This is a genomic window from Enterobacter sp. JBIWA008, assembly GCF_019968765.1.
Classification (GTDB): Bacteria; Pseudomonadota; Gammaproteobacteria; order Enterobacterales; family Enterobacteriaceae; genus Enterobacter.
On sequence record NZ_CP074149.1, the window covers coordinates 3,097,347 to 3,123,944 of the forward strand.

The following is a 26,598-nucleotide window of genomic DNA, read 5'->3' on the forward strand; positions in this document are numbered from 1 at the left end:
CCCCGGTTTTTTTAGCTGCAAATCAGGCTTTTGGTTTATAGCTGCGCAATGCGTTGCGCATCAGAACCACACCGGAACCAAGCACCCCGCCCAGCAGTACGGCAAGAATCAGAACAAGCGCTTTTTTCGGACTGTCACGACGCACAGGGAGTTCCGGCTTCATGACATAACGGTATACGTGGATCGTTTCCGGGTTTACGTTCAGATTCTGGATGTCCAGCAGATTTCGCTTGGTCTGGTAATAAGCCGTTGAGAAGACCAGCGGACGAGAAGCCTCATTGTCAATCATCGATTTCAGCCCCTCGCTTCCCAGCAGGAACAACGTTTCCTGCGTGACATCCTGGGTTTGCTGGAGCTGTGGCGAGGTTATTTTCGCTGCCTCAGCGTTCTTCAGTGCCTCAGCAATCTGTTTGATTCGCAGATCTTTCTGCTCCTGAGCGACCTTCTCCTGACTTACCAAAGAATCGTTCAGGGTTTTAATCTGCTCCTTGATATTGTCCTTAAGGTCAACGGCAAGTTCTTTTGCCGTTTGCTCGTCAACCTGCTGAATATACTGCGCCAGCTGTTTCTGAGCAGCTTCTGCTGATGTACTGGTATAGGAAACGCTCAGCGGGAGTGGTTGTCCTGCCACAGTCGGCGCTATAGTCAGTTTTTCAGGTTCCTTCTGGTTCTCAAGCGCCTGAGATAATGCCGAGAACGAGGAGTTAAAACGGCCAATCACGCGAGTTTGAATGTCAAGCATTGAAGGTGCTGCATTACCATAAAGGATATTCAATGCATTCGAATAGGTTGCTATCTGAGCAGCATCAGGTTGCGCAATAATCGCACTTGAGGTCCATTTTTCCTTTGCGACGGAGAGATATCCAATTGCCAGGACGATAAAAGCAACAACAAAAGTTGCTATCATCCACTTCCCACGCCACAGCTGCAGCACTAAATCAAGTAAATCGATTTGCTCAGGGTCATTGCTTCGGCTGACCTGACTATTGTTGTTTTGCGTCATACAATCCCTAACAGATGAAAAAGGGCAAACATAATTTTGTTCGTATAGTTTATCTATTACTGGCGATTTTTCTATAAGAATCCGATGAGTAATATCGGAAAGATGGGTTATGTAACTTACCCCCTTCGCGCTATCATAGACGTCATCTGATGCGCTATGGCATCTGTAAGAATAAGGTTTATGAGGGAAGCTATGAAATTTTTGGTCACGGGTGCTGCAGGTTTTATCGGTGCGAATGTCAGTAAACGCCTCCTTGAGGCCGGCCATCAGGTTGTTGGTATCGATAACCTCAATGGATACTATGATGTCAACCTGAAGCTGGCACGCCTGGAACTGTTAAAATCTGAGCGTTTCACCTTCCACAAACTGGAATTAGCCGACCGGGAGGGTATGGCCGCGCTTTTCGCTGGTGAGAAGTTTGATCGGGTGATTCATCTGGCCGCGCAGGCGGGCGTACGCTACTCCCTGGAAAACCCACACGCGTATGCTGATGCCAACCTTATCGGCCATCTCAACGTGCTGGAAGGCTGCCGCCATAATAACGTTCAGCATCTTCTGTACGCTTCGTCGAGCTCCGTATACGGTCTCAACCGCAAGAAGCCCTTCTCCACTGACGATTCAGTGGATCACCCGGTCTCACTCTATGCTGCGACCAAAAAAGCAAATGAGCTCATGGCGCACACCTATTCGCATCTTTACAACTTGCCGACCACCGGACTGCGCTTCTTTACCGTGTATGGTCCATGGGGCCGTCCGGATATGGCCCTGTTTAAATTCACCAAAGCGATGATTGAAGGCAAAAGCATCGACGTTTACAACTACGGCAAGATGAAGCGCGACTTCACATACATCGACGACATCGCCGAGGCCATTATTCGTCTGCAGGATGTCATTCCTCAGGCCGATGCAGACTGGACGGTTGAGACCGGCTCCCCGGCGACCAGCTCAGCACCTTACCGGGTTTACAACATCGGTAACAGTTCGCCAGTAGAACTGATGGATTACATCACCGCGCTGGAAGAGGCCCTGGGTAAAAAAGCAGAGAAAAACATGCTGCCTCTCCAGCCCGGGGATGTTCTGGAAACCAGCGCCGATACCCAGCCACTTTATGACGCGATCGGATTTAAACCGCAAACCTCGGTTAAAGATGGGGTGAAGAACTTTGTAGACTGGTACAAACGTTTCTACAAAATTTGAATGCATTAATTATGTCTACGCCAAAAGGAACTGCTATGTCTATTCCAGTAATTCACCAGACAGATCTTATCGTGGGTCGCTCTGTTAAACTTCGAAATGTAAAAACCGATGATGCAGCTTTCATTGTTGCGCTGAGAACGAATGAGAAAAAGGGGCGATTTATAAGCACCACCTCTGATGATATTAAAGCTCAAGAAAGATGGATCGAAGGTTATCTTAAAAGCGAGGGCCAAGCCTACTTCATCATTACCGACCTTGAAGATATACCTTTTGGAACGGTAAGAATTTATGATCAGCAGCAGGATTCTTTCTGCTGGGGATCATGGGTCATTCATGAGGATGCACCTTCACACTTTGCAATTGAGTCGGCACTTCTAGTTTATTACTACGCTTTGAAATTAGGGTTTACCAGTGCCCACTTCGACGTACGTAAAGGTAATCTTTCTGTCATCAGATTCCATGAGCGTTTCGGTGCTGTTCGTCAAAAAGAAACTGAGGATGATGTTCTTTTCACCATTTCGAAAGATAGCATTCAGCACTCAATGAATAAATTCAAAAAATATCTTCCTGAGCGCATTTTAATCAAATAAGAAACGTTTAACTGCTCTAAGATTATAGATTAAAAAGGACAGCCCATAACAGGCTGTCCTTTTAAGCTAAATTTTTATCTTAATCACTACCAAACAGATCGCGGGTATAAACCTTATCCGCTACATCAGCCAGCTCTTCCGCCATGCGATTCGAGATGATCACGTCCGCTTCTTGCTTGAACGCATCCAGATCGCGAATCACTCGGGAGTGGAAGAACTCATCTTCCTTCATTGCAGGTTCATAAATGATGACCTGCACGCCTTTCGCCTTGATGCGCTTCATGATCCCCTGAATGGAAGAGGCGCGGAAGTTATCGGAGCCACTCTTCATGATCAGACGGTACACACCAACAACTTTCGGTTGACGCGCAAGGATGGAGTCGGAGATGAAATCTTTACGAGTACGGTTAGCGTCAACAATCGCCGAAATGAGGTTATTCGGTACAGCCTGATAGTTTGCCAGCAGTTGCTTAGTGTCTTTTGGCAGGCAATAGCCGCCGTAGCCGAATGACGGGTTGTTGTAGTGGTTGCCAATGCGCGGGTCGAGACACACCCCTTCAATAATCTGGCGGGTATTCAGCCCAAGACTCTCTGCATAGCTGTCGAGCTCATTGAAATAAGCCACTCGCATTGCCAGATAGGTATTAGCGAAGAGCTTAATCGCCTCAGCTTCGGTGGAGTCGGTGAACAGCACCTGAATATCTTTCTTCACTGCGCCTTCCTGAAGCAGCGCAGCAAAGCGTTCAGCGCGCTCTGAACGTTCGCCAATGACGATACGCGAAGGATGCAAGTTATCGTAAAGCGCTCTCCCCTCACGCAGGAATTCAGGCGAGAAGAAGATATTATCAATACCGAACTTTTCTTTAATAGATTTGGTAAACCCAACAGGAATGGTCGATTTAATAACCATCACCGCATCAGGGTTGATCGCGATAACGTCTTTGATCACAGCTTCTACAGTTGAGGTGTTGAAGTAGTTAGTTTTAGGATCGTAGTCAGTAGGCGTCGCAATGATGACGTAATCCGCATTGCGGTATGCATCTTCTTTATCTGTCGTGGCGCGGAAATTCAGCGGTTTATTGCTGAGGTAGTCCTGGATTTCTTTATCCACAATCGGCGATTTTTTCTGATTGAGCATATCCACTTTGGCCTGCACGATATCCAGCGCAACCACTTCATGATTCTGAGCAATCAGAATGCCGTTAGAAAGACCGACATACCCTGTTCCGGAGATTGTTATTTTCATTCGCTAATGACTTCTGTGAGTTAACTGTACTGATGGCCGCCTGACCATCGCGATAAACATAACTGTTGGGCTTTGTACCTCCTGGCAAACTGAACTGTCAAGGCAAACCAGGAGTAATCACTACGAGCGGGGCGAGATTCAGACTACTTCGAATAACAGGCGACATTTTTTGCATAAAAAAACCCGGAGCCAGGCTCCGGGTTTTGATTACAGCGAGTAAGTTAACTCATTCCATCCATTCGGTATGGAATACGCCTTCTTTATCGGTGCGCTTGTAGGTATGCGCGCCGAAGTAGTCACGCTGGGCCTGAATCAGGTTAGCAGGCAGAACGGCCGCACGGTAGCTGTCGTAGTAGGCTACTGCAGCAGAGAAGGTTGGAACCGGAATACCGTTCTGAACAGCGTAGGCAACCACGTCACGCAGCGCCTGCTGGTATTCGTCCGCAATCTTCTTGAAGTACGGTGCCAGCAGCAGGTTAGCGATACCGGCGTTTTCAGCATAGGCATCAGTGATTTTCTGCAGGAACTGCGCACGAATGATGCAACCCGCGCGGAAGATCTTCGCGATTTCACCGTAGTTAAGATCCCAGTTGTTCTCTTCTGACGCAGCACGCAGCTGAGAGAAGCCCTGCGCGTAAGAAACGATTTTGCCCAGGTACAGTGCACGACGAACTTTTTCAATGAATTCGGCTTTGTCACCAGCTGGTTTAGCCTGTGGGCCAGAAAGCACTTTAGACGCCGCGACGCGCTGCTCTTTAAGGGAAGAGATGTAACGCGCAAAGACGGATTCGGTGATCAGAGACAGCGGTTCGCCCAGATCCAGAGAGCTCTGGCTGGTCCATTTACCGGTACCTTTGTTCGCTGCTTCATCCAGAATCACATCAACCAGGTATTTACCCTCTTCATCTTTTTTCGTGAAGATATCTTTGGTGATGTCAATCAGGTAACTGTTCAGCTCGCCTTTGTTCCACTCGGTAAAGGTTTCAGCCAGCTCTTCATTGGAGAGGTTCAGACCGCCTTTCAGCAGGGAATAAGCTTCAGCAATCAGCTGCATGTCGCCGTATTCGATACCGTTGTGAACCATTTTCACATAGTGACCTGCACCGTCGGCACCAATATAGGTTACACAAGGCTCACCATCTTCAGCCACGGCTGCGATTTTGGTCAGGATAGGCGCAACCAGTTCGTATGCGTCTTTCTGGCCGCCAGGCATGATAGATGGGCCTTTCAGGGCGCCCTCTTCACCACCTGAAACACCGGTACCGATGAAGTTGAAACCTTCAGCAGACAGCTCACGGTTACGACGAATGGTGTCCTGGAAGAAGGTGTTACCGCCATCAATAATGATGTCACCTTTTTCGAGGTAAGGCTTCAGTGAGTCGATAGCTGCATCGGTACCTGCGCCTGCTTTCACCATTAACAGGATACGACGAGGCGTTTCCAGAGACTCAACGAACTCTTTAACCGTATAGAAAGGAACCAGTTTCTTACCTGGGTTATCGGCAATCACTTCTTCGGTCTTATCACGGGAGCGGTTGAAAACGGAGACGGTATAACCACGGCTTTCGATGTTGAGCGCCAGGTTGCGCCCCATCACTGCCATACCGACAACGCCGATCTGTTGCTTGGACATTACATACTCCTGTCAGATAACATTATTTTTGAGCAAGCATAATGTGTAAATTCTATCTTAGATCGATTATAATAGAAAGCATTCAGCAGTATTATTTTAATAATTACACGTCAACTTTAAGGTTAATAAATGAAAATATATAATCTAAGTGATGTTAAATCAACACAAATCGGTCAAAACACTACCATATGGCAGTTTGCGGTAATTTTCTAAAATGCAAAAATTGGTAAAAACTGTAATATATGTGCTCATACTTTAATCGAGAATGATGTTATCATTGGTGACAATGTAACTGTTAAATTAGGAGTTTATATTTGGGATGGCACAAGGATCGAAGATAATGTATTTATTGGACCCTGTGTGGCTTTTACAAATGATAAACTTCCAAGATTAAAGAAATATTGTATAGAGTACCCTCAAATCTGGATTAAAAAAGGGGCATCAATTGGTGCTAACTCAACCATATTACCAGGAGTAACTATAGGTGCTAGCAGCATGATAGGTGCAGGTACAGTAGTAACGAAAGATGATCCTGACAATGCAGTTGTAGTTGGTAATCCAGGAAAAATCGTGCGTTATCCTTAAAAGTAAATGGTTCAAAAATTTACAACTCTGAACCATTTACTCACAATACTGCTCTCTGAATATTTATTTCAGAAAAACTTATAATTGCATTTTATTATTTTAATTTTCTTGAAAAATTTTTCCTGACACCGTCATAAACCCCCAGAGTTACATATTTAGTTAATCTTAATTTATCTTTCTTAAGCATTAACATAATAAAATAGAAAGATATTAGTCTAAATATATTATATGAACTCCAACTAAATGGGAACTTTCTGTAGAAACTACAATAAACACCATTACGGAATACATAAAAATATCGGTATGTTGAATGTATTGGCACCTCCATAACATTCAATATTTTTTTACGATCATCACCGAGTTTGTGGATTAAATGAGCTTTAGTTACGCCAAATAATTTATATCCCTTTTGTGATAACCGTAAACACCAATCAGTATCAACATATTCAAGGAAAAATCCCTCATGGTTTTCAGACTCAGAAGACCATATATCAACGCAAAAAAAAGTTCCCGATGAGATTAATTGTTGAGTTTCAATGTATTTCTCATTTTCGTCTGCGCTAACCACTATACGTTTAAACGTTGTGTAACGATAAAAGGGAAATTTTTTCCCTGATCTTTCATCAATAATTAGAGGCCCCAGTGCTCCAACTTTAATACCTTGCTGGGTAAGCTCTGAATAGGCATCTTTCAGACTTGAAATGAATTTAGGCTCTAAACGGCTATCTTGGTCAAAAAAACAAACAAATTTGCAATCATTTTTAATTGCTAATCGAGCACCTATATTTTGTGCTCTTCCGATACCAGCATTTTCATTTAAGAATTCAAAATGCAACTTATCGGGTATATGCAGGCCGCTGAAATCAGTACTGGAGCCATTATCAACAATAATTATCTCATCAACTTCTGAGGTCATCGAGTTAATTAAAATTTGGAGATCATTAATATTTGGGTTGTATGTAACCACCACTCCGCAGACTTTATTATCCATGAGAGAAATATACCTTCAATATAAATATAACTCGTAAAATCTTACGAACGATGCTCCCAAGCATCGAATAAAAAATAGATAGCTTTGATTCTGAAATAAGACTTAACCCATAGCTTTTAAGATATAGTTTGTATATGCCTTGCCATTCAGAAGCATAGCTGTAATTTATTTTGCGAATTTCTAAATTCATATTCTCCCTAAAAGCTGTACTTTTAGAAATATTTGAGGAATGCACTCTATACGCAGCTATTCTCTCTGAATCGAAGAGAACTTTAGCATGTCTAAATAATCTTAAATAAAAATCTCGGTCTTCAGCGATCAGTGATTCATTATAAAAGCCAATCTGATTATATACGTCTTTTTTTATTAGCAGACATGGACCAGGGATGCACCAATTAGTAATAACTTCTCCAGCCAAGAATTTAGAGCTACCAAGGGCTTTTGGACAGGCATGAAAATAATCTTCAAACCCGCTTTTTAGAACAATTTTGGATTTTTCATCAATGATCATGACATCACTTATTATTGCATCATAATCAGACTCATTAAGTAAACGCACTTTATTGTTAATCACATCTGACAATGGAAAATCATCAGCGGCACAAAGGTAAATAATGGTATGAGTCGATAACTTAACTCCTTTATTTAAAGTTCGACATATACCAAGATTAGATTCATTTTTATAAAAACGAACATTTAGTTTTGTATCAATGTTTTTCTCAATCCAGGTCGATACCCGTTCTATAGATGTATCGCGTGAATAGTCATCAATAATAATCACTTCAACATCAAGATTATCAATTTTGTTTAATGCATTGAGGCACTCTTCAACATATAGTGCTTGATTATATAGTGGAACTATAACAGATAGAGAATTCATAGTTTTCTTATTCATCACCAAATTTTATATACCTTTCAATCGCCTATTATATATAGATTGATTAAGTAACGACACAATAAGCGGAAAAATAAACACGAACGTTGTTTTTAAATACAAACCCCATGTCAAAGTTGGATCGATAAATAAAAAACAAGAATAGGTACAAAAGATAATATAGAATACAACTCTTAATGAATAAGCTCTTGTTCGATTATTTACTAAAAATACACCACGTCTTATTGCCAAATATATTAGCCCTAAAACAAACGAAAAAACACCACAAAAATATGGCCCAAACAAATACAACCCAAGAATGTTCTGTCTTGCATTGGGACCAATTCCACTATCAATATTATAATAGTATTTTGAAATCTCGTATCCAAAAATGACTTTGTCTTTGACCGGATAACCAAGAATCATAGACAATTTATTTATTGTACCGCCAAAAAAGTAATCCCAGACATATATATCCTTTGGTAACGAATCCATAAATGGTTTGCTATAACCCTGGTAAAAAACATCACCAAATAAAACAAAACGCTCAAAAAAGGCCGAAACCACACTGCCGCTGGCTCCCCAAACACTGAAAATAACAACCATCAATCCCAGAATTATTAAAGGAGATATATATGATAGCATCTTTACAACTTTTGCTAATTCTCGTATTTGATATACTTCCTTAACTAAAAATAAGGATACAATCATAAAGAAGAAATCAGATTTCCCCCCTTTAACCAGCAAACATACAAAACAAAGTAATAATAGCACGTAGTCGACAAAACTTTTCCTACGATAAACATATCTCTTAATAGCTACCATAGCTGGGAAACAAACCCAGTAGACATCGGTAAACCATGAAATAATTCCAGCTGATTCATTTGTATCCAATCTCGATAATTGATTTAAGATTGGAATACCTACAATAGCAAAATAATATATACTCGTTATGATGAGTAAAATAGTAGTTGTATAGTAAAAACTGGAGTAACCATAATTCCAACGTTTGTAGGCCAGAAAGCGTTCATGGGAATCATCGTTTATCTTTACATAATTTTTCCGCATAAACAATAATGGTATTAAAAACATAACCTCAGTATATAAAAAAGAATAGAAATAAAACTCATCCAGCTCTGAGGTAAACTCTAACAATAAAACAACTGAACAGGAAAAAACCTGTGCAACAAAACCAATCATTAGAGGGTCTGCAACATGCCTAATTTTATTACCAAACCATGCATAATAAATTATGAAAATCAGACCCAACAAAGACAAATATAATGTGAGGTTCGAGTATAATAGATCTAAAAACTGGCCATTGTCCATAAGTAGATTTACTCAGCTAGAAATTCTTTTTAAATTTGTCACAACAAAAATAAAATAGAGAGTATAGTTCAATAAGTAAGCAATATTGGCGCCCTGGATTCCAAAATGCAGGATAAAATAATAACTCATCACAACCAACGTTGCAGAAAAAAACACCTCACTTGCAACAAACCATTTTGTTGCATTTCGAGCTATCATAGGAAATGCATAAAGCCAGCTTGCTATTTTAACAACATCCCCCATAAGTTGAATGCCAAATAAATCTCTTGCGTTCCTGAATTGCTCAGTGAATAAAACAGTTATGACAACATCACGTAACAAATAAATTGTAATGGCCATAATTATTACAATCGGTATTATTATTTTGGCTGTGTTCCAAATCTCATGTTTAATCGAATAATAATCACTTATTTTAGATAATCTTGGGAGATAATAAGCACTAAGCGCCATGGTACATACCCCCAAGTACACTTCTGATATTTTCCACACGGATTGCCACATCCCAGCAGCGGCCCATCCTTCATTAGCTACCAGCAAGTTTCTAATAAGCATCAATGCCACTGGCATGGCGATAGCAGTGATGATTGCCATCACAATATATCCCCATGTGTCAGCCAATGCTTTTTTATCAATATTACCAAACCATAGGCTGAATTTAAACCATGGCTGCTTAATGCTCATAACAATCAGAGAAATGCCTATCAACGCCGATTGCAAAGCTGCGGCTATAAGAGCACCATCAATATTCCATCTAATGATTAGCGCTGTCATAACTGCACCAGAAACAGAAACAGAGACTATTCCAAAAAAGACATAGAGTTTATAATTCTGCAGTCCATTTATGACAGAATTGACTAAGGTCCCAGTAGCAGTGAAGGGCAAAACGAATACTGCCAAATAAATAACCCATTGATATTCAGCCCCACCAAATAACCATTGTGATAGATAGTGGTCTAAAAACAATCCAATTGGCAGTAAAATGATATATAATGCTAACATCCAAAATAAAGCAGCTCGCCACCATGGGCTACATGCTTCGTAGCCATCTTCATGGTGCTCAGCGGTATAACGTATCACGCTATTTGAAACAGGTGCGTTAATAACACCATTAAATGCATTTACCAGACTTTGTATTTGGCCTAAAAGGGCCATACCTGATGGCCCAGTGTAGATCGCGACTATTTTAGCAATTATAAAACCAATTAACATTTTTAATAATGTCAATGATCCTGTCATTGCCGTAACCTTTAACAACTTTTTCATACAGTAAATTCATTTAAAGCATCGATAACTTTTTCCACCTCAAGGTTTGACATTGTGGGATCAAGAGGTATAGATAATACAGTATTATGAATTTTTTCCGTCACAGGCAAACTCATACCATTTAGTTCCTCATATGCTTTTTGCTTATGAGGTGGTATTGGATAGTGAATTAAGGATTGAATATTATTTTTTGTCAGCCATGCCTGTAACTGTTCCCTGTATTCGCACTTCACAACAAATAGATGCCAAACATGTGCAGAGTCAAAGGTTACTGTCGGCACTGTGATCAAACTATTAGAAATCCCTTCGATATAAATTTTTGCAATCTCTTGCCTGCGAATAGTTTCTTGAGGAAGATATTTTAGTTTAACAGATAGCATTGCAGCCTGAATCTCGTCAAGGCGACTATTAACTCCAGGATAAATGTTCTCGTATTTTTTCTGAGAACCATAATTTCTTAAAGCATGGAGTATATCTGCTAATTCATCATCATCGGTAGTGATTGCACCCGCATCGCCCAGAGCACCCAGATTTTTTCCTGGATAGAAACTAAACCCTGACGCTATACCCCAACTCCCAGATTTTTTACCATTAATATTTGCCCCATGAGATTGCGCACTATCTTCGATGACGAGTAGATCAAATTCTTTTGCAATCTCCATGATTTCAGGCATTGGAGACAATTGTCCATACAAATGCACTGGCAATATCGCTTTTGTCTTCTCCGTGATGGCGGAGCGAACATTCTGAGGTGAGAGATTGAATGTATCCGCATTGGGCTCGACAAGTACAGGTTTAAGATTGTTCGCAGTGATCGCCAGAACCGATGCTATATAGGTGTTAGCCTGAACGATAACTTCATCACCATCTTTTAGCTTTCCTAATTCTTTTAGGGCTCTAAAAATGAGAATGAGTGCATCTAAACCATTAGCTACACCAATTGTATGTTTAACATTGCAGAAGCATGAGAAATCCTTCTCAAATTTTTGTAATTCCTCACCCATAATATACCAGCCAGAATCAATCACCTTAGCGCAGGCATTTTTAAGTTCTTCATTGTATCTGGCATTTACTTCTTTTAAATTCAGAAAATTAATCATAATAAACCTGTAATATTTATCTTGCTTGCTTTAAAAAATCGTCATAATCACGAATATAGTCATTTTCGTCATAATGACAGTCAGCTAATACCATCAGAACGCAATCGCTCGAAAAATCATACATCTCACGCCAAATACATGACTCAATGAGAAGCCCCTGCGCTGGATTGTCCAAAACAACCTCTATCCTCTCAGTCCCATCATCCAACAGAAAACGACAAGAACCTTTTACGGCGATTGCAACCTGTTTTAATTTTTTATGCGCATGGAAACCTCTACGAACACCTTCTTTAGTATCAAAGATATAGTAAACTCTTTTAATACTAAAAGGGATATTATTCTCTTCTTCTAAGGCGACCAATGAACCACGATCATCACCATGCTTTTGAAGTGGGATAAAATTGATTTTCATTATTTACCTTGAACATTTAATGAAGCAAAGGTTGAACCGTTCTCATCTTTCTCAGAAATGATGTATTCCAATTTTGGCCATTTTATATTCAAGTCCTTATCATCCCATTTTATACAACGTTCATGTGCCGGAGAATAATAATTAGTTGTTTTATAAAGAAATTCTGCATGCTCACTTAAAGTTAAAAAACCGTGTGCAAATCCAGCCGGGATCCAAAGCTGCTTTTTATTCTCTTCTGATAAAATAACACCCACCCATTGTCCATAGGTTGGAGATTCTTTTCGTATATCAACCGCTACATCAAAAACCTGCCCTGTAACGCATCTAACCAGTTTTCCCTGGGCAAAAGGTGCTTCCTGGTAGTGCAGTCCACGTAAAACCCCTTTAGTAGACTTAGACTGATTATCCTGTTTGAAAATAACATCTGATGCTATATGTTCTTTGAATTTTTTTTCATTAAAACTCTCATAAAAATACCCCCTTTCATCATTAAATACTCGAGGTTCGATAATCAAGACGCCACTAAGCGAAGTATTCGTAATTTTCATTAAACCCTCTATTTAAAATTTATCATTCGCGGAGTGAATATTATTTTCTCGTGATATTATAAATTCGCTTAAGAACCCAGAGTGGCAATAACCGTGGAATACTTCGCAAAATAAAATAGTAGTGAGCAGTAAATATGTTTTGAAAACCAGTGGCTCTTTTAATCTGAGCAAGTTTATACTCGCTTGAGACATACTTCACTCCTCGCCGTCGAACCAACATATCCACTCCAACTCTCACCAGCACCAGAGATTCGTCGAGGTTACCCGCTTTAAAACCATTGCCGAGTAACCTTAGCCATAAATTATAGTCTTCCATAAGATAATGATGCTGGTATCCGCCAACAGACTGGACACTGGATTTTTTGAAAATCACAGTCATGTGGTTAAATGGATTTTTATGTTTGGCAAATTGTTTAATATCTTGATCCGAAAGTGGTACCTTTCTTTCTGATACGATATTATTTTTATCGTTTATGAACTCACGAATAAAACTACCAGCTATATCAATATCAGGATTCAATTCCATAAATCTTGATTGTGACTCGAAACGAGTCGGTTGACATATATCATCCGTATCCATCCGCATGACATACTCATAAGTACAATGCTTCATTCCTTCATTTAATGCTTGTCCTAAACCAACGTTCTTTTTCAAAACAATAGTTTTTATAGGCAAAGACAATGACCATTTATCCACAACTGCACTTAAAGCTGCATTGACGGGACCATCATAGACAAGTACGATTTCATCCGCCTGAAGCGTTTGATTTGCCAGACTTTCCAGACACTCCTCAAGATAGGAGGGTTTTTCCTTGTCATAAAGTGACATTAATACACTAAAATGCATATAATCCCCACATTTCCACACAGCTGTTCTATTCTATTATAGCCATGTCACCTGATTGAAAAATACCATAATTTAATTCGAAATAAATTATGCAGCAACACGAATAATTAAAAGTGTTAATTAAATGGAGTGATTATATTTTTTCGATCATTTTTAAAAGATATTTTCCATAGTTATTTTTTGCTAACGGCTTCGCGAGTCGAACTATTTGCTCGGAATTAATGAAGCCCTTACGATAGGCTATTTCTTCAGGACAAGCCACTTTCAGCCCCTGGCGTTCTTCAATGGTTGCAATGAAGTTACTCGCTTCAATCAGGCTCTGGTGAGTCCCTGTGTCAAGCCAGGCAAAGCCACGGCCCATCATAGCTACGGAAAGCTTTCCTTGCTCCATGTAAATACGGTTAATATCCGTGATTTCTAGTTCACCACGTGCTGACGGTTTTAAATTTTTCGCCATCTCAACGACACTATTATCGTAGAAATAAAGTCCCGTCACCGCATAATTACTCTTCGGTTCCAGCGGTTTTTCTTCGAGGCTGATGGCGGTACCATTTTTATCAAACTCGACAACACCGTAACGCTCAGGATCGTTCACGTGATAGGCAAAGACCGTTGCACCATTTTCTTTATTAACCGCGGCATCCATTAATTTAGGAAGGTCGTGACCATAGAAAATGTTATCCCCCAACACCAGGGCACAATCATCGTTACCAATGAATTCTTCGCCAATAACGAAAGCCTGCGCCAGGCCATCAGGGCTTGGCTGGACTTTGTATTGCAGATTCAGACCCCACTGGCTTCCATCACCCAGAAGTTGTTCAAAACGCGGTGTATCCTGCGGAGTACTAATAATTAAAATATCTCGAATACCTGCCAGCATCAGCGTTGAAAGCGGATAGTAAATCATCGGCTTATCATAAATAGGCAATAATTGTTTACTAACAGCCATTGTCACTGGATACAGACGTGTACCAGAGCCACCCGCCAGAATAATACCTTTACGCGTTTTCATTTCATCATCTCTATAGTCATAAGATGCTCATCCCAGGCATCCCGATCATTATTAAATCGCTGTCGCTGTGAACCACTCAGTCAGCATACGCTTAATCCCCGCGTCCCACTGAGGCAGTACGAGGTTGAAATTCTGCTGGAACTTTAACGTATTGAGGCGGGAGTTTGCCGGACGTTTTGCAGGCGTAGGGTACGCACTGGTCGGCACACCATGAAGCTGCTTTAATGCCAGTTCAATTCCTGCTTTGCGCGCTTCATCAAATACCAGAGAGGCATAGTCGTACCAGGTTGTTATACCACTGGCAACCAGATGATAAGTCCCTGCCACTTCAGGTTTATTCAGGGCAACCCGAATAGCATGAGCCGTACAGTCTGCTAATAATTCAGCACCCGTAGGAGCCCCAAATTGGTCGTTAATAACAGACAACTCAGAACGCTCTTTTGCCAGTCGCAGCATGGTACGCGCAAAATTATTCCCTTTACCAGCATAAACCCAGCTAGTCCGGAAGATCAAATGGCGTGAGCATTTTTCACTTAACGCTTTTTCACCAGCCAATTTGGTCTCACCATACACATTAAGCGGTGCAGTGGCGTCCGTTTCGAGCCACGGCGTATCGCCATTACCCGGGAATACGTAATCAGTAGAGTAGTGAACAACCCAGGCCCCCAATTTTTGGGCCTCTTTAGCAATCACCTCGACACTCGTGGCATTTAGCAGCTGAGCAAATTCTGGTTCTGACTCGGCCTTATCGACGGCAGTATGCGCAGCCGCGTTGACGATGACATCAGGCTTAATACGGCGCACCGTTTCTGCAATGCCTTCAGGTTTGCTGAAATCACCGCAATACTCCTGAGAATGGACGTCAACCGCAATCAAATTGCCCAGCGGTGCCAGAGCACGCTGTAGCTCCCAGCCCACCTGCCCTGTTTTGCCAAACAACAGGATGTTCATTACGCACGATCCCCGTAGTTTTCTTCAATCCAGGATTTATAGCTGCCGCTTTTCACGTTTTCTACCCATTGTGTGTTCTCCAGGTACCATTCTACGGTTTTGCGAATGCCACTTTCGAAGGTTTCCTGAGGCTTCCAGCCAAGTTCCTTGCCAATTTTCTCTGCATCAATCGCGTAGCGGCGGTCGTGACCCGGGCGGTCAGCCACATAAGTTATCTGGTCGCGATAGGAGCCTTCCTTCGGCACAATTTCATCCAGCAGGGAGCAGATGGTATTTACCACATCAAGATTTTGCTTTTCATTGTGGCCGCCGATGTTATAGGTTTCGCCAATCTTGCCCTTCGTCACCACGGTATACAACGCGCGGGCGTGATCCTCCACGTACAGCCAGTCGCGTATTTGGTCTCCTTTACCGTAAACTGGCAGAGCTTTACCATCCAATGCATTGAGAATGACCAGCGGGATAAGTTTTTCCGGGAAGTGGTAAGGACCGTAGTTGTTAGAACAGTTAGTCACAATAGTAGGGAAACCGTAGGTGCGCAACCAGGCACGGACCAAATGGTCGCTGGACGCTTTAGAAGCAGAATAGGGACTGCTTGGCGCATAGGCGGTTTTTTCAGTAAATAGAGGCAGTTCAGAACCCACTTCAACCTCATCCGGATGAGGGAGATCGCCATATACTTCATCTGTTGATATATGGTGGAAACGGAATGATGCTTTTTTATCAGCACTTAACTCAGACCAGTACTTGCGGCTGGCTTCCAGCAACACATAAGTGCCAACAATGTTAGTCTCGATGAAAGCTGCCGGGCCGGTTATCGAGCGATCAACGTGGCTCTCTGCGGCCAAGTGCATCACAGCATCCGGCTGATGCTTTGCAAAAATACGTGCCATAGCGTCGTTGTCGCAGATATCGGCATGTTCAAAATGATAGCGATCGCTGTTCGAGACATCAGCCAGCGATTCAAGATTTCCTGCGTAAGTCAGTTTATCGACGTTAATAACAGAGTCTTGCGTATCATTTATAATGTGTCGTACCACTGCAGACCCAATAAAGCCTGCTCCACCGGTGACCAGAATTTTCACGTTTATTTCGCTCTTAATTTTTAAAAAACAATCTATTACATGCCGCTGTCTGATATCTTTCGACAATAATCCAGGGCGGAGAAAATGATATTCTGCAATTTTAACTTAACTTTTCATTCCAGAGTAAATCGCAAATACCATCAGTTGGATTGAATGCTGCTGGTGCCTGCAAGAGTATCTCACGCACACGCTCGTAGTCGAACTCACGGCAGGCGTTGTCGAGTTCGTGGAGAATAATGCTCATCTCACTCCACGGCAACATCACCTCGTTAGCAGTCCTGATACGCGGGTGTTGCGTAACGGATACATTGTCGCCGATAAGCAACTCTTCATACAGTTTCTCACCAGGCCGCAGACCCGTCGTTTTTATCGCAATATCACCATAAGGGTTTTTATCATCGCGAACGGTGAGCCCTTGCAACGTAATCATGCGGTGAGCAAGGTCGATAATCTTGACGGGTTCCCCCATATCCAGAACGAAAACATCGCCGCCCGTGCCCATGGCTCCCGCCTGGATGACCAATTGAGCCGCTTCAGGAATGGTCATAAAGTAACGCGTGATATCTTCGTGAGTCAGCGTCACCGGTCCACCTGCAGCAATCTGTTTTTCAAATAACGGTACAACTGAGCCTGATGAGCCTAACACGTTGCCGAAACGAACCATACTGAAGCAGGTTTTACTGGATTCCTTCGCCAGCGCTTGCAACACCAACTCCGCCATGCGTTTGGTCGCTCCCATTGTGTTGGTGGGCCGTACGGCTTTATCGGTCGAAATTAAAACAAAGTTTTCAACACCGCAAATTGCCGCTGCCTGAGCGCAGCTCAACGTACCAAAGATATTATTGCGCACGCCATCCAGAACGTTGAACTCGACAAGCGGTACATGCTTGTACGCCGCAGCATGATAAATTGTGTGGACGTTGAATGCTCTGATTAACCTTTCGAGATGCTCTTTATCCTGAACGCTACCGAGGATTGGATAAATTTTAACCTTAAAATCCTGACCAAGATTCAGGTTACGCAGTTCGGAATCGATAGAATAGAGGGAGAACTCGGACAATTCGAAAAGAATAAGCTGGTTTGGCTTATTTTTAATTATCTGTCGGCATAGTTCAGACCCTATAGATCCCCCTGCCCCTGTAACCATCACTGTTTTCCCGTTGATATTACGAGATATCAGTTCCGGAATGGGTGAGACAGGATCGCGTCCCAGCAGATCTGTAATAACGACTTTCCGCAAGGAATCAATACTTGCCTTCCCCTCGACCAGATCGACCATTCCCGGGATGGAGAGCACTTCGCACGGCAGACCTTCGAGGGTTTTAATGACTTCGTTCTTTCTTGCCCGGCTTGCGCTTGGCATGGCCAGCAGAATTTTCTTCGCTTCGTATTTATCAACCAGCCAGGGTAGTTTTTCTGGCGCGAAGACGCTTACCCCATGAATCACCTGACCTTGCAGGGCGCGGTTATCATCGACAAAAGCAACGGGGTAATATTCGTCCATCTGGCTCAGTGCAGGCAGTAATTGACGACCCGATGCACCTGCACCATAAATAACTACCCGAGTGCCCAGATTCAACCCACGATTCACCAACATCCTCATTCCGAGCCGTGATCCGGCAATAAACAGTAGACCGAAGGAGAAATAGATAAAAGGAATCGTTCTCGGTAAATAGAGGTTGGTATAGAACGCTGCGATAATAAGCAAAATGGACGATATTACCATCCCCATCGTTACTACTAATAATATTTTGGCAGTAATATAACGAATCACGGCCCGATACAACCCTAATTTAACAAATATTGCTAGAGTAACTAAAATTATTGATAAAATAAAAAGCCAATGCTCTGTGCTATACACTGGAGTCATTGAGTCAATGCGCACCCAAAATGCAAACCAAAATGCGCACAACAGAAGCACAACATCTATAGAGAGTGTTATAATACGTTTTATTGGTCGTGGTAAAGATATTAAATAATTTAGCATACTAAAAACTGGTCGCCTCACTAAAGCTTGCATTCAGTTTATAAAATAGTACCAGCAGGACACACTGAGTAATCGTCTACTTTAGTATTATAACCGCCCACTGTCCCCGCCTGGAGAAATGCTGATTTTCCAATCAAAGCGCTGCCCGCAAGATGGACACCAACACCTAAGTGAGCGAAATCACCAAGAAGAGAATCGTGATCTATTGTCGAGTGGCTATTCACAATCGTCGCCAAACCTAATTTTGCGTTGGCGCCCACTACAGCTCCCGCTAACACAACAGAACCCTCAGCAATGGTCGCCGATGGACTGACAAATGCAAAGGGATGTATAAGCGTTACAGGATGAATACCTAAGCCGAGCAGTTGCTGGTAGAATTGCTCTCTGACTTTATTGTTTCCGATGCCAATAGCGACATGACTGACCTTACCGATATGGAACCTTAGTTCTGAAATTTTTCCAATAATTAGTTGGTTAATTCCCTGGCAGGCAGAGGTATCATCGTCGAGAAAAACGATATCCCTATATCCCAGCAGTCTCGCTGTTTCGTACAGCGTACGGCCATGACCACCCGCTCCCAAAATTAATAAGTCATGCATTGACGTTGCTCTCTTTGTCTTTAACGCCTGCACCACTTTTCAGTGCAACAACGAGAAGCGGGAACCAAGCGATGAGCAGCCCCACAACGCCATCAATTTTGCCTGAGGTAATAAAAAAGGCGATGGGGAAGAGCCACAGCAGATTGACGGCAATCGCCAATGATGTCACCGGAACGTGGCTGCCATATTTTCTTGCGAGGATTTGGTAGCCATGGCTGGCATGTGCTTCATAGACCTTTTTACCTGCTACGAGCCTCCTCAATAAAGTTGTCGTGGCATCGACAATAAATACACCCAGCAAGCATAATTCTGCAATAAAGAAGTGCGAGTCAAATTTCGCAATATGCAGGATCATCAGTCCGATTGTTATCCCAAGAAAACCACTTCCGGCATCGCCCATGAAGATTTTTGCTTTCGGGAAGTTCCAGACAATAAAGCCAGCCGCGGCACCGATAAGAGCAAGCGTTATCGGAAAAATACTTCCAGGCGCGTCCGTGTACTGATTTACAACAATCAATATTGCACTACACGCAGCAAATGTTATTGCTTCAGAGCTGGCTAAGCCATTAATCCCATCCATGAAATTATATAAGTTCAGCATCCAGACCAAATAAACACAGCCCAAAATCATACCAATCCAGGATAGGGAAAGATCGTAACCAAATAGCGTAATTACAGGGAACGAACCCAGGAAATAGATGCCAATTGCCGCGGCCAGGAAATGCATTAGCAGACGCCAGCGAGCCGCAATATGACCATGATCGTCAAGGAAACCAATAATGGCAACAATGATACCCGGGATAAATAAACCCAAGAAGTTGTCCAACGTAAGCGTATGATTAAGATAAAATCCTACTAAAGCAATCAGGAGCGTCAGGACGATCGCTACCCCACCACCTCGCGGGGTAGGGACAGAATGCGAACTTCGCTGGTTAGGGCGGTCAATAACATTATGCTTTATGGCATATCCACGCAATCCCCAAGTCAGTGCGCATGAGACTAAAAAAGCGAATATCACAATCCCAAAATTCATCATTATTTATTACCTTCGATATAATATTTCGCCGTTTTTTTCATCGTTTCATAAAGCGTTATCGGGGGCGTCCAGTTTAAATGTTCCCGGGCTTTAGAGGCATCGACTTCCAGATCGCCAAACAGCTGATCGTAAATACCTCGTTTACCAACACTAGAAAGTAATAACCTGAAGATCCCCGTTGGAAAAGAGATCAGTTTCGCTTTAATGCCCATTCCTGAAGCAAAGGCATTAATCATATCTTTGGTTGAAGGACGTTCTGCATCTGCAAGTAGATAGAGTTGATTTTTAGATTTCTCATTCACCACGCATTCACTGATGAAACTGACGACATTATCCAGAGACGCCAGCGCTCGCTTGTTCCTGACATTATTAAATGGCAACGGTAGGTTTTTAGAAACCAGTTTTAAAAGACGCTGTATATTACCCGGTGCATTTTCACCACATATCAATGCAGGGCGGACAATGGTGATCGCCATATCGCTTTCTGCAAATTGATTAAGTAGACTCTGCTCAGCTTCTCGCTTGGAAATGGCGTAATCGGAAGTGGGTTGTGGCTCCGAGGCCTCAGTAAATGGGATCCCTGAGGTGGCATTACCGTTAACGCCAATTGAGCTTACAAATATAAAATGTTTAACCCCGCTGGTCGCAGCATCTCTCGCTAATTTCATCGTCGCGTCGTGATTGACACGGTGAAATTCCGCTAAAGCGTCCTGAGCATCATCATTAAGGATATGTGCCCTTCCCGCGGTATGAATGACAGTGTCGCATCCTTGCAGGAGATTTAACCAGTTGGTATTGGCTGAGATATCACCAAGGTTGTAAATTCCCTGTTCAGGGTTCTCCTGCTTGCGCGTTGTTAATATCACCTCGTGTCCTGATGACTTCAACGCTCGGACTAAAGCAGTCCCAAGAAACCCGGTTCCCCCCGTCACCATTACTTTCATTGACATCCCCTATCGGCTCAATCTGATATTTACGCCCGCACGCAGTGCAGATTTGCGAGAAACTGTATCGTTCACAACTGTTCGTTAAAAATTCAATTGTAAATGCCAGGCACGCTACCGCCCCTGGCTTAACAGCTACCAGTGCACTGAGCGATGTCTGATTAGATGATTTTTATTGTCTGGATACAGACAAAAACTGGCGTTAATTGTCGTCCTAAACGACCTCAGAAACAAGCACAAATCGCTACAAAGCTGCCGCAAATAAAATCAGATAACTCTATGTAATTATTAAATTAATAACAAAAAAACGGCAGTCATCATTTTGGTTAGATATCAACACACCAAAATAATGACTGCCGCTTGTTCAAGCCTGGGTAGAAATATCAGTCGTTAGCCAGCAGCTTCTCAATCCGGCTTCTGAACTTCGCGCCTTCCTTCAGGTTACGCAGACCATAGTTTACGAAGGCCTGCATATACCCCATTTTCTTACCGCAGTCATAGCTCTCGCCGGTCATCAGCATAGCATCCACGGACTGCTTCTTCGCCAGCTCGGCAATAGCGTCAGTCAGCTGAATACGGTCCCAGGCGCCTGGCTCGGTTTTTTCCAGTTCCGCCCAGATATCGGCATTCAGAACGTAACGACCTACAGCCATCAGGTCTGAATCCAGCGTCTGTGGCTGATCCGGTTTTTCGATGAACTCAACGATGCGGCTCACCTGCCCTTCCGTCTCCAGCGGTTCTTTAGTCTGGATCACAGAGTACTCGGAGAGATCGCCCTTCATGCGTTTCGCCAGCACCTGGCTCCGGCCGGTTTCATTGAAACGTGCCACCATTGCCGCCAGGTTATAACGCAGCGGATCGGCAGAAGCAGTATCAATGATGATATCCGGCAGCACGACTATGAATGGGTTATCGCCCACAACCGGACGGGCACACAGAATAGAATGGCCCAGACCCAGCGGCTGCGCCTGGCGCACGTTCATGATGGTCACGCCCGGCGGACAAATAGACTGCACTTCCGCCAGCAGCTGGCGTTTGACGCGCTGCTCAAGCAACGCTTCGAGTTCGTAAGAGGTGTCGAAGTGGTTTTCTACCGCATTCTTGGAGGAGTGCGTAACCAGGACGATTTCTTTGATCCCTGCAGCAACAATCTCGTCGACAATGTACTGAATCATTGGCTTGTCGACGATCGGCAGCATCTCTTTAGGAATGGCTTTTGTGGCTGGCAGCATATGCATGCCCAGGCCTGCTACCGGAATGACTGCTTTCAAATTAATCATTATCTCTTCCACCTTAAAATGGTTGACGAATTATAGCTCTTAAACCTATTTTCGCCAGCATGATTTGCCGTAATCCTCAGGTAATGTTACGCCTTAGCCCTACAAATTTCTGTAGTTGTAATCTGAATAGATTACGCTTCTTTCCCAGGAATAGTCTCAAAACAGCTAATTGTCGATTATCTGTGCGGAAGCGCAAAGTTAAGCTTTTCCACATTCACCACCTGCTGGTCGACCCGGTCAATATCCACCGAGCTTTGCCCCTTCTCATTAACGGCTTTAATGTTCGCCAGCGACAGCAACGTCTCGTCTTTCGCCATGAATTTACCCCGCACATCCTTGCGCAGGTCGAAGTTGATCTTCAGGGCGGGCCCTACAGCGGCTTCCTGCATCACATTGATATTGCGTAAAAAAAGATGCTGAGGCTTGTTGTGCAGTTCAAGCGTAGCGCGCTGCATTTCCACGTTGGTGATCGCCACAAACGAGGTCGCGTTACCGGATGAAATCTGTATTCCGCGCAATTTATACGCAAGCTTGCGGTTATCAAGATGAATATTGTTGAGCTTGAAGTTCTGCGGGATGGACAAATAATCGCCTTTTATCACCCCATAGCCAATTAACATTCCGGCACTGTTGACCATGTCGACATTATCAATAATGAAATTATCACAGCCATAAATGGCTACCGTGGCGTTGTCTATTCCCGCCTTTTTACTGAAGTCGGGAGTAATATTTTTGGCCTTAATATTGCGGATAACAAAGTGTTTCCCGTTTTCAACATGCACCAGCTGGCGACAGTTGCTGCCGGTGATGTTTGCCACCACGAAGTTCTTGACGGTTTGCTTCTCCGGATAGTCATTATCGTAGGTGCTGCCGGCAAGGCCAATGCCGATGCCCCAGTTGATCTTGCCGTTGGTGCAGTTGATGTTGTCGATAACATGGTCGGAGATCAGGATATTGCGATCGTTGATGGCGACGTTCCACTCGATCGCATCACCCTGCAGATGGCTAAATTTGCTGTTGGTGATGCGGGCACCGTCCACCTGGTTGTGGAAACCCTGGCGCAGGATGGCGTAGTTGGCCTGGCTCACGCTGATGTTATCAATCAGCAGGTTGCGCATCACGCTCGGTTTCTTGCCGCCGATGTAGATCTGCGTCACCGGGCCAAAACCGCTCATGGCCAGCCCTTTAATGACGCAGTCAGAGCCGCGAACGTCGAGCGTAATGTTCTCCGTGCGACCGGCACCTTCGCCTATCACTTTGCTGCCTTCCTGCAGAACAAAGCGGCCGCGCCCGTTGCCGGTCAACGCCCCGCGGATCAGCAGCGTTTTACCGTCGGGAATGAAAATGCCCGTATTGATGTTTTCGCAGGTGAGTCCGGCAGGGACCACGACGGTGTCGCCGTCATTGAACGCCTGCTTAAAGGCGGCGATCCAGTCGTTGTTATTGTACTGATTAACAGAGACCGTTCTGCCGCTTGTCGCCCGCGCGATGCGCGACGACAGCAGCGGCGTGGCCGCCAGAACGGAAAGAGAAGAGACAAAGGTGCGTCGGGTAATCTTTTTCAGCATACATCCTCGGCGTTACAACGTTTGCAGCAGGCTCGCTAGCTGGCGGTTAATCACCTGCTGGTTAAAATCGGTTTCCACTTTTTGTCGGGCGTTATGGAGCACGGGCTCCAGCGCCTGCTGGTCAATATCGCTGAAGGCTGCTAATCGGTCCGCAAGGGCCATCGCGTTATTCTCCGGCACCAGCCAGCCGGAGTGGTCAGTCTTAATCAGCTCCGGGATCCCGCTGTGCAGGGTCGATACCACAGGAATACCTACGGCCATCGCCTCCATCAGCGCCACCGGAATACCTTCCATATCGCCATCAGCGCCCGTCACCGAGGGCAGCAGAAAGACATCCGCCTCGTCGAGCATGGCCTTGACCTCGTGGCTGGGCTTGAAGCCCGGCATCTCTACGACATCTTCCAGCTGATACTGTTCGATAAGCGTGCGCAGACGACGCTCCCACGGCCCAATGCCGAGAATGCGATAGTGGAAATCCACCCCGCGCGCCTTCAGCTGGCGGCAGGCTTCAATGGCCACATGGAGACCTTTCTTCTCGGTCAGACGAGCCACGGAGATGATCTGCAGCGGTTTTCCCGGCACCTTTACAGGACGACGCGTAAAGCGCGTTAAATCCACGCCCATACGCGAAACGGCAATTTTTTCTCCCGGGCAGCCCATGTTTTTCAGCCGTCCGGCCCACAGGTCGCTGATAGGCAGCATCATGTCGCCGCGGCGGAAAAGCTGCTGATACTCCGGCGTGTAGTGGTTCAGGACTTCGCGGCTGGAGATGTCGATACCGTGGAAGATGGTCGCAATTTTACCGTCAATCACGCCCAGCTCGCGCAGCTTCGCGGCGGTGACGCCCGCCGGGCCAAAGTGGGCGATAAACACGTCGGCACGATACGGCTGCGCCGTTTGCCCGCAGATGGCCGACAGGATCAGATTGCGGGATTCAGACCCATAGCGGGAAACATTCAGCGCCCGCCACGTCGACGCGCGGTGGATCCCGCGCAGCGTCTGGCTGGCCCGGTGGCGCAGCTTGCTCAGCTTCCCGGACGGCTCATCCTGCAGCCAGCGGGTTTTAGCCTCCAGCCCATACTGGGTATACGCCGCATGGGTATTTTGCGTATCGCCCTTTTGCAGGGCGATAATCTCCACGTCATATCCCATATCGATAAACGCGGTGATTTGGTTCAGGACAAAGGTTTCAGACGACAGCGGAAATTTCAGTAAGAAGAAACCAACCTTCATTTCCCCTCCCGCACGCGGTCAAGTACCGATTTCACCATCCCAATGCCCTTCTCGCGCTCGGCTTTCACCGCCACGGCCAGGCGTTCATTGATCGCAGGCAGTTGGCCCAGGGTGTCGCCCACCATCGCACCGAGCGAACCATCCAGCAGATGACGGATATCCACGGCCATTTCCGGCATACCAAGCTGCTGCATGATGCCTGCTGATTTGTGCTCATAGTTGATGGCAATGGCCGGCGTGCCAAAGTTCATGGAGATAATGGCGGAGTGCAGGCGCGTGCCGACGGTCAGGTCGCAAGCGGAGAGCAGCTTGCCCATCTCCAGGTCGTTCAGTTCGTCCATCACCACGTGATAGCGGGACGGATCGTTAACCAGGCTGCGCAGGTTCAGCGCCACCATGCGGTCGTCTTTGTTGTAGCTGTCGATGCCGGTGCAGGTTGAGAGCGCCAGCACCTGGTACCCGCTGTCCAGCACGCGGTTCACCACGTCGGCGAAGGCTTTCTCGTACGCCGCCTGGGTTGTGCCTAAACGTTTATCAAACGGCGCCAGCTCGCGCAGGGTTATCGCGACGGTTTTCTGTTTCGCCGCCACGTCGAGCCAGTGCTGCACCGCGTAGCTCGGCTGGAAGCTGTCGTTCTGGTGATCTACCAGCCAGGCGGTGTCCACGCCGTGCTCAACTTTTGAGGTGTCAATTTCGCTGCGCTTCATCATGTCGAGGCTGACAGATTCGCGCAGGATCAGCGCGTCGCAGTGGCCGAAGACGTAGTTTGCGAGCTGGTTAAACTGCTGATCCTGGAATGGCCCGACGCTGTGGCCAATCATAAACAGCGGCTTTTTCGCCATAAAGGTGCAGAGCGCATGCTCAAACTGCGGCACGCCGTAGAGATCGACGAAGAACGAACCGCCAACCTGAATAATGGCGTCATAGCCGGACAGCAGACGAACAAAGTCGGTAAAGCCCTGCGCGATAGCGATGTTGCGCAGCTTGCCGGTGTCGGTCACGCGGGAAAGCAGCACCTGGTGCTGGTAGCGACGGCGCAGCACTTTTTTCACGCGTCCCATCACGCCCGCGGCGTTGTTATGCTGTTTCATCTGGCTGTAGAGCGGGTCGCCCATCACCGGGCGGTTCAGTAACCAGGATGAGCTGACCGGATAACGGCTCATCACGTCCACTTCGGTCTCAGGCTTAAGGGTGTTAATTGCATCCAGTAAACCGCGCAGGATGGCGCTGTCGCCACGGTTGCCGCAGGTATGGTTGCCAAGAATTAATAATTTCATAATGGCCT

Annotated in this window: 24 protein-coding genes and 1 pseudogene; 3 read left to right on the forward strand and 22 right to left on the reverse strand. The window is 44.8% G+C overall.

What is annotated here, in order from left to right:
- Window positions 1-22: 22 nt before the first annotated feature.
- A complete protein-coding gene (gene wzzB / locus KGP24_RS14955) occupies window positions 23-1,003 on the reverse strand; it encodes an LPS O-antigen chain length determinant protein WzzB (RefSeq protein ID WP_223560960.1) in 981 nt (326 codons plus the stop codon).
- 192 nt (window positions 1,004-1,195) lie between these two features.
- Here wzzB and KGP24_RS14960 point away from each other — a divergent pair, with 192 nt between their 5' ends.
- Both KGP24_RS14960 and KGP24_RS14965 read left to right on the forward strand, forming a co-directional pair.
- Window positions 1,196-2,200, forward strand: coding sequence for an NAD-dependent epimerase (locus KGP24_RS14960; protein ID WP_223560961.1), 1,005 nt, complete (start codon window positions 1,196-1,198; stop codon window positions 2,198-2,200).
- A gap of 35 nt (window positions 2,201-2,235) precedes the next feature.
- On the forward strand, window positions 2,236-2,790 hold the full coding sequence (locus KGP24_RS14965) for a GNAT family N-acetyltransferase (RefSeq protein ID WP_223560962.1): 555 nt from the start codon (window positions 2,236-2,238) through the stop codon (window positions 2,788-2,790).
- Between the two features lie 79 nt (window positions 2,791-2,869).
- Here the strand turns inward: KGP24_RS14965 and ugd are convergent, their stop codons facing one another.
- Together ugd and gndA are read right to left on the reverse strand one after the other, a co-directional pair.
- Window positions 2,870-4,036, reverse strand: a complete 1,167-nt coding sequence (ugd, locus tag KGP24_RS14970; protein ID WP_223560963.1) for a UDP-glucose 6-dehydrogenase — start codon at window positions 4,034-4,036, stop codon at window positions 2,870-2,872.
- A gap of 226 nt (window positions 4,037-4,262) precedes the next feature.
- Window positions 4,263-5,669 (reverse strand): NADP-dependent phosphogluconate dehydrogenase, encoded by a 1,407-nt coding sequence (gndA, locus tag KGP24_RS14975; RefSeq protein ID WP_223560964.1) that lies wholly within the window; start codon window positions 5,667-5,669, stop codon window positions 4,263-4,265.
- 129 nt (window positions 5,670-5,798) lie between these two features.
- On the opposite strand from gndA, the pseudogene KGP24_RS14980 reads away from it, so the two are divergent.
- Window positions 5,799-6,254: pseudogene (locus KGP24_RS14980) on the forward strand (acyltransferase).
- A 94-nt stretch (window positions 6,255-6,348) separates the two neighbouring features.
- Here KGP24_RS14980 and KGP24_RS14985 read toward each other — a convergent pair.
- The 19 genes from KGP24_RS14985 to wcaK form a co-directional block, all read right to left on the reverse strand.
- Window positions 6,349-7,245, reverse strand: coding sequence for a glycosyltransferase family 2 protein (locus tag KGP24_RS14985; protein WP_223560965.1), 897 nt, complete (start codon window positions 7,243-7,245; stop codon window positions 6,349-6,351).
- Window positions 7,238-8,140 carry a glycosyltransferase gene (locus tag KGP24_RS14990; protein ID WP_223560966.1) on the reverse strand — a complete coding sequence of 301 codons (903 nt, stop codon included), beginning with the start codon at window positions 8,138-8,140 and terminating at the stop codon, window positions 7,238-7,240. The genes KGP24_RS14985 and KGP24_RS14990 overlap by 8 nt, the downstream gene beginning before the upstream one ends.
- A gap of 9 nt (window positions 8,141-8,149) precedes the next feature.
- Window positions 8,150-9,319, reverse strand: a complete 1,170-nt coding sequence (locus KGP24_RS14995) for a hypothetical protein (protein WP_223560967.1) — start codon at window positions 9,317-9,319, stop codon at window positions 8,150-8,152.
- A 141-nt stretch (window positions 9,320-9,460) separates the two neighbouring features.
- Window positions 9,461-10,711 (reverse strand): O-antigen translocase, encoded by a 1,251-nt coding sequence (locus KGP24_RS15000; RefSeq protein WP_223560968.1) that lies wholly within the window; start codon window positions 10,709-10,711, stop codon window positions 9,461-9,463.
- Window positions 10,708-11,811, reverse strand: a complete 1,104-nt coding sequence (locus KGP24_RS15005) for a DegT/DnrJ/EryC1/StrS family aminotransferase (protein ID WP_223560969.1) — start codon at window positions 11,809-11,811, stop codon at window positions 10,708-10,710. Before KGP24_RS15005 ends, KGP24_RS15000 begins: the two co-directional genes overlap by 4 nt.
- Window positions 11,812-11,827: 16 nt before the next feature.
- Window positions 11,828-12,223 carry an FdtA/QdtA family cupin domain-containing protein gene (locus tag KGP24_RS15010; protein ID WP_032623965.1) on the reverse strand — a complete coding sequence of 132 codons (396 nt, stop codon included), beginning with the start codon at window positions 12,221-12,223 and terminating at the stop codon, window positions 11,828-11,830.
- Window positions 12,223-12,771 carry a dTDP-4-dehydrorhamnose 3,5-epimerase gene (gene rfbC, locus KGP24_RS15015; RefSeq protein WP_223560970.1) on the reverse strand — a complete coding sequence of 183 codons (549 nt, stop codon included), beginning with the start codon at window positions 12,769-12,771 and terminating at the stop codon, window positions 12,223-12,225. Before rfbC ends, KGP24_RS15010 begins: the two co-directional genes overlap by 1 nt.
- Window positions 12,772-12,811: 40 nt before the next feature.
- A complete protein-coding gene (locus KGP24_RS15020) occupies window positions 12,812-13,618 on the reverse strand; it encodes a glycosyltransferase (RefSeq protein ID WP_223560971.1) in 807 nt (268 codons plus the stop codon).
- Window positions 13,619-13,751: 133 nt separating this feature from the next.
- Window positions 13,752-14,630, reverse strand: coding sequence for a glucose-1-phosphate thymidylyltransferase RfbA (gene rfbA, locus KGP24_RS15025; protein WP_223560972.1), 879 nt, complete (start codon window positions 14,628-14,630; stop codon window positions 13,752-13,754).
- A gap of 51 nt (window positions 14,631-14,681) precedes the next feature.
- Complete coding sequence (gene rfbD, locus KGP24_RS15030) at window positions 14,682-15,581, reverse strand: dTDP-4-dehydrorhamnose reductase (protein ID WP_223560973.1); 900 nt, start codon at window positions 15,579-15,581, stop codon at window positions 14,682-14,684.
- Window positions 15,581-16,666 (reverse strand): dTDP-glucose 4,6-dehydratase, encoded by a 1,086-nt coding sequence (gene rfbB, locus KGP24_RS15035; RefSeq protein WP_223560974.1) that lies wholly within the window; start codon window positions 16,664-16,666, stop codon window positions 15,581-15,583. The genes rfbD and rfbB overlap by 1 nt, the downstream gene beginning before the upstream one ends.
- A gap of 100 nt (window positions 16,667-16,766) precedes the next feature.
- The gene (locus tag KGP24_RS15040; protein WP_223560975.1) at window positions 16,767-18,653 is read right to left on the reverse strand and encodes a nucleoside-diphosphate sugar epimerase/dehydratase; all 1,887 of its coding nucleotides are present in this window, start codon (window positions 18,651-18,653) and stop codon (window positions 16,767-16,769) included.
- A gap of 38 nt (window positions 18,654-18,691) precedes the next feature.
- On the reverse strand, window positions 18,692-19,252 hold the full coding sequence (locus tag KGP24_RS15045; protein ID WP_223560976.1) for a sugar O-acyltransferase: 561 nt from the start codon (window positions 19,250-19,252) through the stop codon (window positions 18,692-18,694).
- Window positions 19,245-20,288, reverse strand: coding sequence for a glycosyltransferase family 4 protein (locus KGP24_RS15050; RefSeq protein ID WP_223560977.1), 1,044 nt, complete (start codon window positions 20,286-20,288; stop codon window positions 19,245-19,247). The genes KGP24_RS15045 and KGP24_RS15050 overlap by 8 nt, the downstream gene beginning before the upstream one ends.
- A complete protein-coding gene (locus tag KGP24_RS15055) occupies window positions 20,288-21,232 on the reverse strand; it encodes an NAD-dependent epimerase/dehydratase family protein (RefSeq protein ID WP_223560978.1) in 945 nt (314 codons plus the stop codon). The genes KGP24_RS15050 and KGP24_RS15055 overlap by 1 nt, the downstream gene beginning before the upstream one ends.
- A 383-nt stretch (window positions 21,233-21,615) precedes the next feature.
- Window positions 21,616-22,512: a GalU regulator GalF gene (gene galF, locus KGP24_RS15060; protein WP_223560979.1), complete on the reverse strand. Its 897-nt coding sequence runs from the start codon at window positions 22,510-22,512 to the stop codon at window positions 21,616-21,618.
- Between the two features lie 176 nt (window positions 22,513-22,688).
- On the reverse strand, window positions 22,689-24,080 hold the full coding sequence (wcaM, locus tag KGP24_RS15065) for a colanic acid biosynthesis protein WcaM (protein ID WP_223560980.1): 1,392 nt from the start codon (window positions 24,078-24,080) through the stop codon (window positions 22,689-22,691).
- A 12-nt stretch (window positions 24,081-24,092) separates the two neighbouring features.
- Window positions 24,093-25,313, reverse strand: coding sequence for a colanic acid biosynthesis glycosyltransferase WcaL (gene wcaL / locus KGP24_RS15070; RefSeq protein ID WP_223560981.1), 1,221 nt, complete (start codon window positions 25,311-25,313; stop codon window positions 24,093-24,095).
- A complete protein-coding gene (gene wcaK, locus KGP24_RS15075) occupies window positions 25,310-26,590 on the reverse strand; it encodes a colanic acid biosynthesis pyruvyl transferase WcaK (protein WP_223560982.1) in 1,281 nt (426 codons plus the stop codon). The genes wcaL and wcaK overlap by 4 nt, the downstream gene beginning before the upstream one ends.
- Window positions 26,591-26,598 lie beyond the last annotated feature (8 nt).

Bases quoted from the DNA above. Each gene is read 5' to 3' on its own strand.
- wzzB (WP_223560960.1), bottom strand. From the start codon at position 1,003: ATGACGCAAAACAACAATAGTCAGGTCAGCCGAAGCAATGACCCTGAG.
- KGP24_RS14960 (WP_223560961.1), top strand. From the start codon at position 1,196: ATGAAATTTTTGGTCACGGGTGCTGCAGGTTTTATCGGTGCGAATGTC.
- KGP24_RS14965 (WP_223560962.1), top strand. From the start codon at position 2,236: ATGTCTATTCCAGTAATTCACCAGACAGATCTTATCGTGGGTCGCTCT.
- ugd (WP_223560963.1), bottom strand. From the start codon at position 4,036: ATGAAAATAACAATCTCCGGAACAGGGTATGTCGGTCTTTCTAACGGC.
- gndA (WP_223560964.1), bottom strand. From the start codon at position 5,669: ATGTCCAAGCAACAGATCGGCGTTGTCGGTATGGCAGTGATGGGGCGC.
- KGP24_RS14985 (WP_223560965.1), bottom strand. From the start codon at position 7,245: ATGGATAATAAAGTCTGCGGAGTGGTGGTTACATACAACCCAAATATT.
- KGP24_RS14990 (WP_223560966.1), bottom strand. From the start codon at position 8,140: ATGAATAAGAAAACTATGAATTCTCTATCTGTTATAGTTCCACTATAT.
- KGP24_RS14995 (WP_223560967.1), bottom strand. From the start codon at position 9,319: ATGATTGGTTTTGTTGCACAGGTTTTTTCCTGTTCAGTTGTTTTATTG.
- KGP24_RS15000 (WP_223560968.1), bottom strand. From the start codon at position 10,711: ATGAAAAAGTTGTTAAAGGTTACGGCAATGACAGGATCATTGACATTA.
- KGP24_RS15005 (WP_223560969.1), bottom strand. From the start codon at position 11,811: ATGATTAATTTTCTGAATTTAAAAGAAGTAAATGCCAGATACAATGAA.
- KGP24_RS15010 (WP_032623965.1), bottom strand. From the start codon at position 12,223: ATGAAAATCAATTTTATCCCACTTCAAAAGCATGGTGATGATCGTGGT.
- rfbC (WP_223560970.1), bottom strand. From the start codon at position 12,771: ATGAAAATTACGAATACTTCGCTTAGTGGCGTCTTGATTATCGAACCT.
- KGP24_RS15020 (WP_223560971.1), bottom strand. From the start codon at position 13,618: ATGCATTTTAGTGTATTAATGTCACTTTATGACAAGGAAAAACCCTCC.
- rfbA (WP_223560972.1), bottom strand. From the start codon at position 14,630: ATGAAAACGCGTAAAGGTATTATTCTGGCGGGTGGCTCTGGTACACGT.
- rfbD (WP_223560973.1), bottom strand. From the start codon at position 15,581: ATGAACATCCTGTTGTTTGGCAAAACAGGGCAGGTGGGCTGGGAGCTA.
- KGP24_RS15040 (WP_223560975.1), bottom strand. From the start codon at position 18,653: ATGCTAAATTATTTAATATCTTTACCACGACCAATAAAACGTATTATA.
- KGP24_RS15045 (WP_223560976.1), bottom strand. From the start codon at position 19,252: ATGCATGACTTATTAATTTTGGGAGCGGGTGGTCATGGCCGTACGCTG.
- KGP24_RS15050 (WP_223560977.1), bottom strand. From the start codon at position 20,288: ATGATGAATTTTGGGATTGTGATATTCGCTTTTTTAGTCTCATGCGCA.
- KGP24_RS15055 (WP_223560978.1), bottom strand. From the start codon at position 21,232: ATGAAAGTAATGGTGACGGGGGGAACCGGGTTTCTTGGGACTGCTTTA.
- galF (WP_223560979.1), bottom strand. From the start codon at position 22,512: ATGATTAATTTGAAAGCAGTCATTCCGGTAGCAGGCCTGGGCATGCAT.
- wcaM (WP_223560980.1), bottom strand. From the start codon at position 24,080: ATGCTGAAAAAGATTACCCGACGCACCTTTGTCTCTTCTCTTTCCGTT.
- wcaL (WP_223560981.1), bottom strand. From the start codon at position 25,313: ATGAAGGTTGGTTTCTTCTTACTGAAATTTCCGCTGTCGTCTGAAACC.
- wcaK (WP_223560982.1), bottom strand. From the start codon at position 26,590: ATGAAATTATTAATTCTTGGCAACCATACCTGCGGCAACCGTGGCGAC.